Origin of the sequence: Mesorhizobium sp. M7A.F.Ca.CA.001.04.2.1 (assembly GCF_003998485.1) — a bacterium.
Classification (GTDB): domain Bacteria; phylum Pseudomonadota; class Alphaproteobacteria; order Rhizobiales; family Rhizobiaceae; genus Mesorhizobium; species Mesorhizobium ciceri.
The window spans coordinates 1-8054 of record NZ_RZQT01000202.1 but is presented as its reverse complement, the minus strand read 5'-3'; the positions used below and the strand labels follow the sequence as shown (position 1 = coordinate 8054).

Sequence of the window (8054 nt, the reverse complement as noted above, 5' to 3'; positions counted from 1 at the left end):
CATCTGGAGCGCCATGAAAGGCTGTATCGACCGTGGCCTGTCGCAGGACGGCATCATGCCGGGCGGGTTGAAGGTGCGCCGCCGGGCCCGCATGCTGCATGACAAGCTGCAGGAGCAATGGCAGCAGAACAAGCCCAATCCCTTGCTCGCCAATGACTGGCTGTCGATCTACGCCATGGCGGTGAACGAGGAAAATGCTGCCGGTGGCCGGGTCGTCACAGCGCCGACCAACGGTGCGGCCGGCACGCTGCCGGCGGTGCTGCGCTACTGGCTGCATTTCCATCCCGAGGCGGACCAGCCGAGCATTCGTGATTTCCTGCTGACGGCTGCTGCGGTCGGCGGCATCATCAAGACCAATGCTTCGATCTCCGGCGCCGAAGTCGGCTGTCAGGGCGAGGTCGGGTCGGCATCGGCAATGGCGGCGGCCGGCCTGTGCGCCGTCATGGGCGGTACGCCCGAGCAGGTCGAGAATGCCGCCGAGATCGCGCTCGAACACCATCTCGGCATGACCTGCGATCCGGTTGGCGGGCTGGTGCAGGTGCCGTGCATCGAGCGCAATGCGCTGGGCGCGGTCAAGGCGGTGACGGCAGCGTCACTAGCCATCAAGGGCGACGGCACCCATTTCGTACCTCTCGATGCAGCGATCGAGACCATGCGCCAGACCGGCCTCGACATGAACGAGAAGTACAAGGAAACCAGCCTGGGTGGGCTCGCCGTCAACGTCGTGGAATGCTGAAGGCTGGCCTAAACTGCCACTGTGGAGAAGTCGATCCGGTCGTTGACGCGTCCGCATGCGGGACTAACCTTAAGCGATGTCTCTCAATCTCATAAAACTCTGTGTCGGCTGCGACAGCGTCGAAGATCTCGAGGAGTGGATCGCCTTCCGCCTCGACGAGCGGCGGCGCGCCGGTGAGCCGGTCGAGCAATATCACACCACGCGCATGATGCCGACGCGCGGCGCCGAGGTCACCGATGGCGGTTCGCTCTATTGGGTGATCAAAGGAAATGTGCAGTGCCGCCAACTGATCACCGAGATCCGGCCGTTCACCGATAGTGAAGGCATCGGCCGCTGCCACCTGATTCTCGACCCCGAGGTTGTTCGAACCGACTGGCAGCCGCGCCGGGCCTTTCAGGGCTGGCGCTATCTGAAGCCGGCCGACGCGCCGCTCGATCTGGGCAAGGGCAAGGCCGGACTGATCGAGATGCCGCCGAAACTCAGGCGCGAGCTTGCCGATCTCGGCCTGCTCTGACCCCAGGTGGCATCACCGTCTGGCCCTTTGTGCCACCCGATGTGGGGCTTGCAAGCGATGTGGCAACGCCACATCTTGTTTTTTATGAGCGATAAGAAGCAACCTGTGCCAGCGAGGACCAATCCTGCGCCGATCAAGCCTCAATCCAACGCCGGCGAGATCGACGCCTTCATTCGCCAGGCGAGGACACTTGCCGCATCGGCGACCGGTTCGGGCAGGCTGATCCTTGCTCTCGACGCGACGATGAGCCGCCAGCCGACCTGGGATCTGGCCTGCACGCTGCAGGGCCAGATGTTCGACGCCGTCGGCAAGGCAGGAACCCTCAGCGTGCAACTGGTTTATTTTCGCGGTCTTGGCGAGTGCCGTTCGTCCGCTTTCGTGAGCGACACCAATGCCTTGAAGCAGCTGATGACGCGGATCGAGTGCCGCAGCGGTCACACCCAGATCGGCAAGGTGCTGGCGCATGCGTTGAAACAGACGGCAACCGCTAAGGTCAATGCGCTGGTCTATATCGGCGATGCGATGGAAGAGGATATCGACGATCTGGCCGAAAAGGCCGGCAGCCTCGGCCTTCATGGCGTTCCTGTCTTCGTCTTTCAGGAAGGCCATGATTCCAGCGCGGAAAAGGCGTTCAAAGAGGTTGCGCGGCTGTCCAAGGGGGCCTGGTTCCGGTTTGATCGGCGGGCTGCCGCGACCCTGGCCGGACTGCTTTCGGCTGTCGCCGTGTTCGCGACCGGCGGGTTGAAGGCGCTCGAAGCCAGAGGCAGGCCGGAAGACCGGCTGATGATCGAGCATCTGCGGGGCGACGGAAAATAATGGGCGCAATCATCGCTTTTGTAGCGTTGCTTTTGCTGCTGCTCGGCGCGGTGACGATTTTTCTGCGTGCCGAGCCAGCGAAACTGGCGGGCACGCTGCGAACGCTCGGGCCAGCTCTTCTGGCAGTTGTCGGCGTCGCCGTGCTGGTGGTCGGCCGTGAAGGCGTCGGCGGCATGATCCTCACCGCGGCAATTGCCTGGTATGGTTCCATGCGAATGAAACGCCAGCCGGCGGGGCTTGCACCGGGCAAACGCTCGACGGTGCGCACAGCGGCATTGGAAATGGAGCTCGATCACGATACCGGCGGCCTCGAAGGACTGGTCCTGGCTGGCCGCCACGAAGGCAAGATGCTTGGCGCGATGGGGCTGGTGGAATTGCAGCACCTCTACCGCGAACTCTCCGGTGATCCGGAGAGCCGGCAGTTGCTAGAGACGTATCTTGACGGCAGATTTCCCGTCTGGCGCAAAAACACTGAGACGAACGGTGGCGAAGGGCTGGGTGTTGCGCCAGGTCCGGGCGCCATGACTAAGGAGGAGGCCTACAAGGTCCTTGGTCTTGAAGCGGGGGCCGCCGCGGCGGATGTCCGCAAGGCGCACCGCCGCCTGATGCAGCGCCTGCACCCCGATGTCGGCGGCACGTCTTTCCTGGCGGCGCGGATTAACGAAGCCAAGGACGTCTTGCTCTCCAATCACAACTAGTCTCCTTCGACGCAGAATTTTTCCGGGAGATGATTTCCACGCCGTCCTACTGCTGGACGGCGTAGCACTCGATGTTCTTCTTCTTCAAAGCGGTGCAGGCCTTCCAGGCGGCGGTCTTCGAACCGAAGCCGCCGAAGCGGGCGCGGTAGTAGGTGACGCCGTCCTTGTCGAAGGCGACGGTGAAGCCGGAGGCGTCGGCCAGCACCTTGGGCGCCTGCTTGGTGGTCTTGTCGAGGAAGGCCTGTGCCTCGGACTGCTTTGGCGACGAGGCGACCTGAATGGCCCAGCCCGACGGCACCGACGCCGTGTTGACCGGGTCGACGGCCGCTGGCGTTGGCTCGGCATAGGCAGCGACGACCTGGGCCGTCGCGACCTGGGGAGCTGAAACGATGACGGTCTTGACCTTTCTGGTCTTGACGACGGAGGCTGCTTCTTCGGCCTGCGGGGTATCGTCTTCCGCGACCGTGGCGTCCTCGGCGACGGTGGCGTCGTCCTGCGCCACAACAGGCTTGTCATCGGGCGTCGGAGCGTCATGCTTGGGCAGGAGAACCTGGGCGAGGGCGGTGACCGGGTTGTTGCCGCCGGCCTTGGCCACCAGATCGCCACCGCCGCGAGTCGATGCCCTCGGCAGATAGGTGTTGATCAAGCTGGCCATCTGATTGTCGCGGCTGCGGCCGGAACTGCCGCCCATGACCACGCCGACGATGCGGCGATTGCCGTCGGAAACCGACGAGACGAGGTTGAAGCCGGAGGCGCGGGTGTAGCCCGTCTTGATGCCGTCGACACCCTTGATGCGTCCGAGCAGGCGATTGTGACCGTTGATGCGCTGACGCCCGTAGAGGAAGGAGCGCTGCGAGAAATAGCCGTAATATTGCGGAAAATGCTCGCGCAGCGCGATACCGAGCGTCGCCATGTCGCGCGCGGTGGTGAACTGGCCAGGGTCTGGCAGGCCATTGGCGTTGCGGAACACGGTGCCGTTCATGCCCAGCGCACGCGCCTTGGCGGTCATCATGCGGGCAAAAGTGGTTTCATTGCCGCCGAGCATTTCGCCGAGCGCGGTGGCCGAGTCGTTCGCTGACTTGGTGACGATCGACAGGATCGCGGTCTCGACCGTGACCGAACCGCCCGGCTTCACGCCAAGTTTCGTCGGCGCCTCGGCGGAGGCCTTGGCGGAAAACACCACTGGCGTATTCCTGCTGATCTTGCCCTTCGCCATCGCTTCGAAGGTCAGGTACAGCGTCATCATCTTGGTCAGCGAAGCTGGATAGCGCCTGCCGTTGGCATCTGCGGAGTAAAGCACCTTGCCAGTCTTGGCATCCACGACGATGGCCGCCTGCTTGGCCGCCAGCGACGAGGCAACGTCTCCAAAAACGAATGTCATCGCCAAGGCGATGATCATCATCGTTTTGAGAGGGGAGGTGGATTTGGAAACGATGCCCAACAACGCCTTACGCACTGGTACTTCCCTTGGATTTCTTCGTTGCGTTGGAGGCGGCAAAGGGTCCTGCCTCGCTTCCGGCCAAGCTACCGGCGCAGCGTTACCAATCCGTTTATGGTAACCGCCGCGTTCACCATTTTCTTCGTGCTTGAAGCTCTCTTTATTCGATTTTTAGCCATTGGCTGCGCAGGCGGGTCCGCAAGCCCGCGAAATCTTGACTTTTGTGCGGCGCACAATATATTATCTTGCATTGCACAAGGGCGCCCCGAAGAAGGACGCCTCAACCGTCAAGGGAATCGTGAAATGACCCAGACCTATGAGGACTTCAGCAAATACGGCAAAGAGTTCGCCGACACCGGATTGAAGAGCTTCGCGTCGCTCTCCAAGGGCGCACAGGCGATTGCCACCGAGGCTGGTGAATACACCAAGAAGAGTTTTGAAACCGGCAGCGCCACTGTGGAGAAGCTGTTTTCAGCCAAGTCGCTGGAAAAGGCCATCGAGATCCAGTCGGACTACGCCAAGCAGTCCTATGAGGCGTTCGTCGCCGAGGCTACCAAGATCGGCGATCTCTATGCCGAACTCGCCAAGGAAGCCTACAAGCCATTCGAATCGATCGTTGCCAAGGCAAAGTAATTTCGCCCGGGCGAACTGATTTCGCCTGACGTGACCCAGATTCAGCCTTTTGACCCTGAGAAAAAGCCCGGCCGTGGAAACGTGGCCGGGCTTTTTCGTGTCAATTTCCGTTCCAGAGCCTCGCGCCCCTTCACGATTGCGAAAATCGTCCAAGTTTGGTGACCTAGCCATATTGTCAGCTAACCAGAAGGGCTTAAAATCGTACATCGAACACCTACATGTCGAACTCGCATGGGGAATCGAAAGAGGCAGGAATACGTGACGATCGGTTTGACTGCCACGAGACGCGTGGTGCGAATGCAAGACGGCGACGGTAACGGCAATGGGGCCGGCCGTGGGACGGCCGTCATCACGCGCACCAAAACCAAGACCAAGAAGCCCAGCCTTTATCGGGTCCTCATCCTCAACGACGACTACACTCCGATGGAGTTCGTGGTTCACGTGCTGGAGCGTTTTTTCCAGAAGGATCGCGAAGCCGCCACACGCATCATGCTTCATGTTCACAATCATGGAGTGGGCGAGTGCGGGGTCTATACATTCGAGGTGGCCGAGACCAAAGTGTCCCAGGTCATGGATTTCGCCCGACAGAATCAGCATCCGCTGCAATGCGTGATGGAGAAGAAGTGAGGTAACATGCCGGCTTTCTCCCAAGGCCTGGAAAAGGCGCTTCACCAGGCGCTGACGCTCGCCAATGAGCGGCACCATGAATATGCAACCCTAGAACATCTGCTGCTCGCGCTCATCGACGATACCGAGGCGGCCGCCGTCATGCGCGCCTGCAATGTCGATCTCGATGAGCTCAAGCATACGGTTCTCACCTATATCGACACCGAGCTGGACAACCTCGTCACCGGCTACGACGAGGACTCCAAGCCGACGGCCGGTTTCCAGCGCGTCATCCAGCGCGCGGTGATCCATGTGCAGTCTTCTGGCCGCGAGGAAGTGTCGGGCGCCAACGTGCTCGTCGCTATCTTCGCCGAGCGCGAGAGCCATGCCGCTTATTTCCTGCAGGAACAGCAGATGACCCGCTACGATGCGGTCAACTACATCTCGCACGGCATTGCCAAGCGTCCGGGCGCGTCGGAGACACGCTCGCCGCGCGGCGCCGACGACGAGCAGGGCGGCCAGAACGGCGCCGAGCCGCAAGAGGAAGGCGGCAAGAAGAAGCAGCAGCAGGACGCGCTGACGGCTTATTGCGTCAACCTCAACAACAAGGCCAAGGCCGGCAAGATCGATCCGCTGATCGGCCGCGAGTCCGAGATCAACCGCACCATCCAGGTGCTGTGCCGCCGCTCCAAGAACAACCCGCTCTATGTCGGTGACCCCGGCGTCGGCAAGACGGCGATCGCCGAGGGCCTGGCCAAGCGCATCGTCGAGGGCGACGTTCCCGAAGTGCTGCACAATGCAACCATCTTCGCGCTCGACATGGGCACGCTGCTCGCCGGCACGCGCTATCGCGGTGATTTCGAGGAACGGCTGAAGCAGGTCGTCAAGGAGCTCGAGGATTATCCTGGCGCCGTGCTGTTCATCGACGAGATCCACACGGTGATCGGGGCAGGGGCGACTTCAGGCGGCGCCATGGATGCGTCCAACCTGTTGAAGCCGGCGCTGTCGTCGGGTGCGATCCGCTGCATCGGCTCGACCACCTACAAGGAATTCCGCCAGTTCTTCGAGAAGGACCGTGCCTTGGTGCGGCGCTTCCAGAAGATCGACGTCAACGAGCCGACCATCGAGGACGCGATCGAGATCATGAAGGGCCTCAAGCCCTATTATGAGGAGTTCCACAAGGTGAAGTTCACCAACGAGGCGATCAAAGCCTCGGTGGAACTGTCGGCACGCTACATCAACGACCGCAAGCTGCCGGACAAGGCGATCGACGTGATCGACGAGACCGGCGCCTCGCAGATGCTGGTGCCGGAAGCCAAGCGCAAGAAGACTATCGGCATCAAGGAGATCGAGGCGACGATCGCCACCATGGCCCGCATCCCGCCGAAGACGGTTTCGGCCGACGACGAGAAGGTGCTGCAGGGCCTCGATATCGAGCTGAAGCGAGTCGTCTATGGCCAGGACACTGCGATCACCGCACTGACCTCGGCGATCAAGCTGGCGCGTGCCGGCCTGCGCGAACCGGAGAAGCCGATCGGCTCCTACCTGTTCTCCGGCCCGACCGGCGTCGGCAAGACCGAAGTGGCCAAGCAGTTGGCCGCGTCGCTCGGCGTGGAGCTGATCCGCTTCGACATGTCGGAATATATGGAGCGCCACACCGTGTCGCGGCTGATCGGTGCTCCTCCCGGCTATGTCGGCTTCGACCAGGGCGGTCTTCTGACGGACGGCGTCGACCAGCATCCGCATTGCGTGCTGTTGCTGGACGAGGTCGAGAAGGCGCATCCGGACCTGTTCAACATCCTGTTGCAGGTTATGGATCATGGCAAGCTGACCGACCACAACGGCAAGCAGATCGACTTCCGCAATGTGATCCTGATCATGACCACCAATGCGGGCGCGTCGGATGCGCAGCGTGCGGCGATCGGCTTCGGCTCGACCAAGCGCGAAGGCGACGATGTCGAGGCGATCAACCGGCTGTTCACGCCGGAGTTCCGCAACCGTCTCGATGCGATCATCCCGTTCGGCTCGCTGCCGGTGCCGGTCATCCATCAGGTGGTGCAGAAGTTCGTCATGCAGCTCGAGGCCCAGCTTTCCGAGCGTGGCGTCACCTTCGACCTGTCGGCGGACGCGATCGCCTGGCTCGCCGACAAGGGCTATGATGAGCGCATGGGCGCGCGGCCGCTCGGTCGTGTGATCCAGGAGCACATCAAGAAGCCATTGGCCGACGAGGTGCTGTTCGGCAAGCTCAAGAAGGGCGGCACGGTGCGCGTCACCGTCGAGAAGAAGGAAACCGGCGAGACCGGCCTGAAGCTCGAATCGCTGGCCGACGAGGCGCCGGTGAAGCCGAAGAAGGAAGAGCCGGAAGAAACGCCGAAGTCCAGAAAGGCCGTGGTGAAAAAGCCGGCGGCCAAGAAGCTGGCGGCGCAGAAGCCCGAAGCCAAGGGCAAGGACGGCGGCAAGCGCAGCCTGGTGCCACAACTGCCCCGAAAGAACTGAACCTTACGAAAGTCAAGAAAGCCCCGGCAACGGGGCTTTCAGACTGCTGACAAACCCCGTCGATTTTCGGCGGGGTTTTTTTGTTATGTGATTGAAGTGTCTTGGACTGTTTGTGTC

The 8054-nt window shown here is 61.8% G+C and carries 8 protein-coding genes; 7 read left to right on the top strand and 1 reads right to left on the bottom strand.

All coding sequences use genetic code 11. The features are described 5' to 3' along the window. The 4 genes from EN955_RS32670 to EN955_RS32655 form a co-directional block, all read left to right on the top strand. A partial coding sequence (locus EN955_RS32670) for an L-serine ammonia-lyase (RefSeq protein ID WP_127223541.1) occupies positions 1–736 on the top strand: 736 nt, incomplete at its 5' end. Between the two features lie 76 nt (positions 737–812). Next, positions 813–1250, top strand: coding sequence for a DUF1489 family protein (locus EN955_RS32665; RefSeq protein WP_013531780.1), 438 nt, complete (start codon positions 813–815; stop codon positions 1248–1250). 84 nt (positions 1251–1334) lie between these two features. After that, complete coding sequence (locus tag EN955_RS32660) at positions 1335–2066, top strand: hypothetical protein (protein WP_024503481.1); 732 nt, start codon at positions 1335–1337, stop codon at positions 2064–2066. Next, positions 2066–2764 (top strand): DnaJ domain-containing protein, encoded by a 699-nt coding sequence (locus EN955_RS32655; RefSeq protein WP_013531778.1) that lies wholly within the window; start codon positions 2066–2068, stop codon positions 2762–2764. Before EN955_RS32660 ends, EN955_RS32655 begins: the two co-directional genes overlap by 1 nt. Before the next feature lie 46 nt (positions 2765–2810). Here the strand turns inward: EN955_RS32655 and EN955_RS32650 are convergent, their stop codons facing one another. Then, positions 2811–4220: a D-alanyl-D-alanine carboxypeptidase gene (locus EN955_RS32650; protein WP_024503480.1), complete on the bottom strand. Its 1410-nt coding sequence runs from the start codon at positions 4218–4220 to the stop codon at positions 2811–2813. Between the two features lie 285 nt (positions 4221–4505). Between EN955_RS32650 and EN955_RS32645 the strand changes: the two genes are divergently transcribed. The 3 genes from EN955_RS32645 (at position 4506) to clpA (ending at position 7937) form a co-directional block, all read left to right on the top strand. After that, a complete protein-coding gene (locus EN955_RS32645) occupies positions 4506–4835 on the top strand; it encodes a phasin family protein (protein ID WP_013531776.1) in 330 nt (109 codons plus the stop codon). A 297-nt stretch (positions 4836–5132) separates the two neighbouring features. Then, the gene (gene clpS, locus EN955_RS32640) at positions 5133–5462 is read left to right on the top strand and encodes an ATP-dependent Clp protease adapter ClpS (protein ID WP_023812950.1); all 330 of its coding nucleotides are present in this window, start codon (positions 5133–5135) and stop codon (positions 5460–5462) included. 6 nt (positions 5463–5468) lie between these two features. Then, positions 5469–7937: an ATP-dependent Clp protease ATP-binding subunit ClpA gene (clpA, locus tag EN955_RS32635; RefSeq protein WP_024503479.1), complete on the top strand. Its 2469-nt coding sequence runs from the start codon at positions 5469–5471 to the stop codon at positions 7935–7937. Positions 7938–8054 lie beyond the last annotated feature (117 nt).

What these genes read in the sequence shown, in the direction of transcription:
- EN955_RS32665 (WP_013531780.1), top strand. Translation starts at nt 813, where the DNA reads ATGTCTCTCAATCTCATAAAACTCTGTGTCGGCTGCGACAGCGTCGAA.
- EN955_RS32660 (WP_024503481.1), top strand. Translation starts at nt 1,335, where the DNA reads ATGAGCGATAAGAAGCAACCTGTGCCAGCGAGGACCAATCCTGCGCCG.
- EN955_RS32655 (WP_013531778.1), top strand. Translation starts at nt 2,066, where the DNA reads ATGGGCGCAATCATCGCTTTTGTAGCGTTGCTTTTGCTGCTGCTCGGC.
- EN955_RS32645 (WP_013531776.1), top strand. Translation starts at nt 4,506, where the DNA reads ATGACCCAGACCTATGAGGACTTCAGCAAATACGGCAAAGAGTTCGCC.
- clpS (WP_023812950.1), top strand. Translation starts at nt 5,133, where the DNA reads ATGCAAGACGGCGACGGTAACGGCAATGGGGCCGGCCGTGGGACGGCC.
- clpA (WP_024503479.1), top strand. Translation starts at nt 5,469, where the DNA reads ATGCCGGCTTTCTCCCAAGGCCTGGAAAAGGCGCTTCACCAGGCGCTG.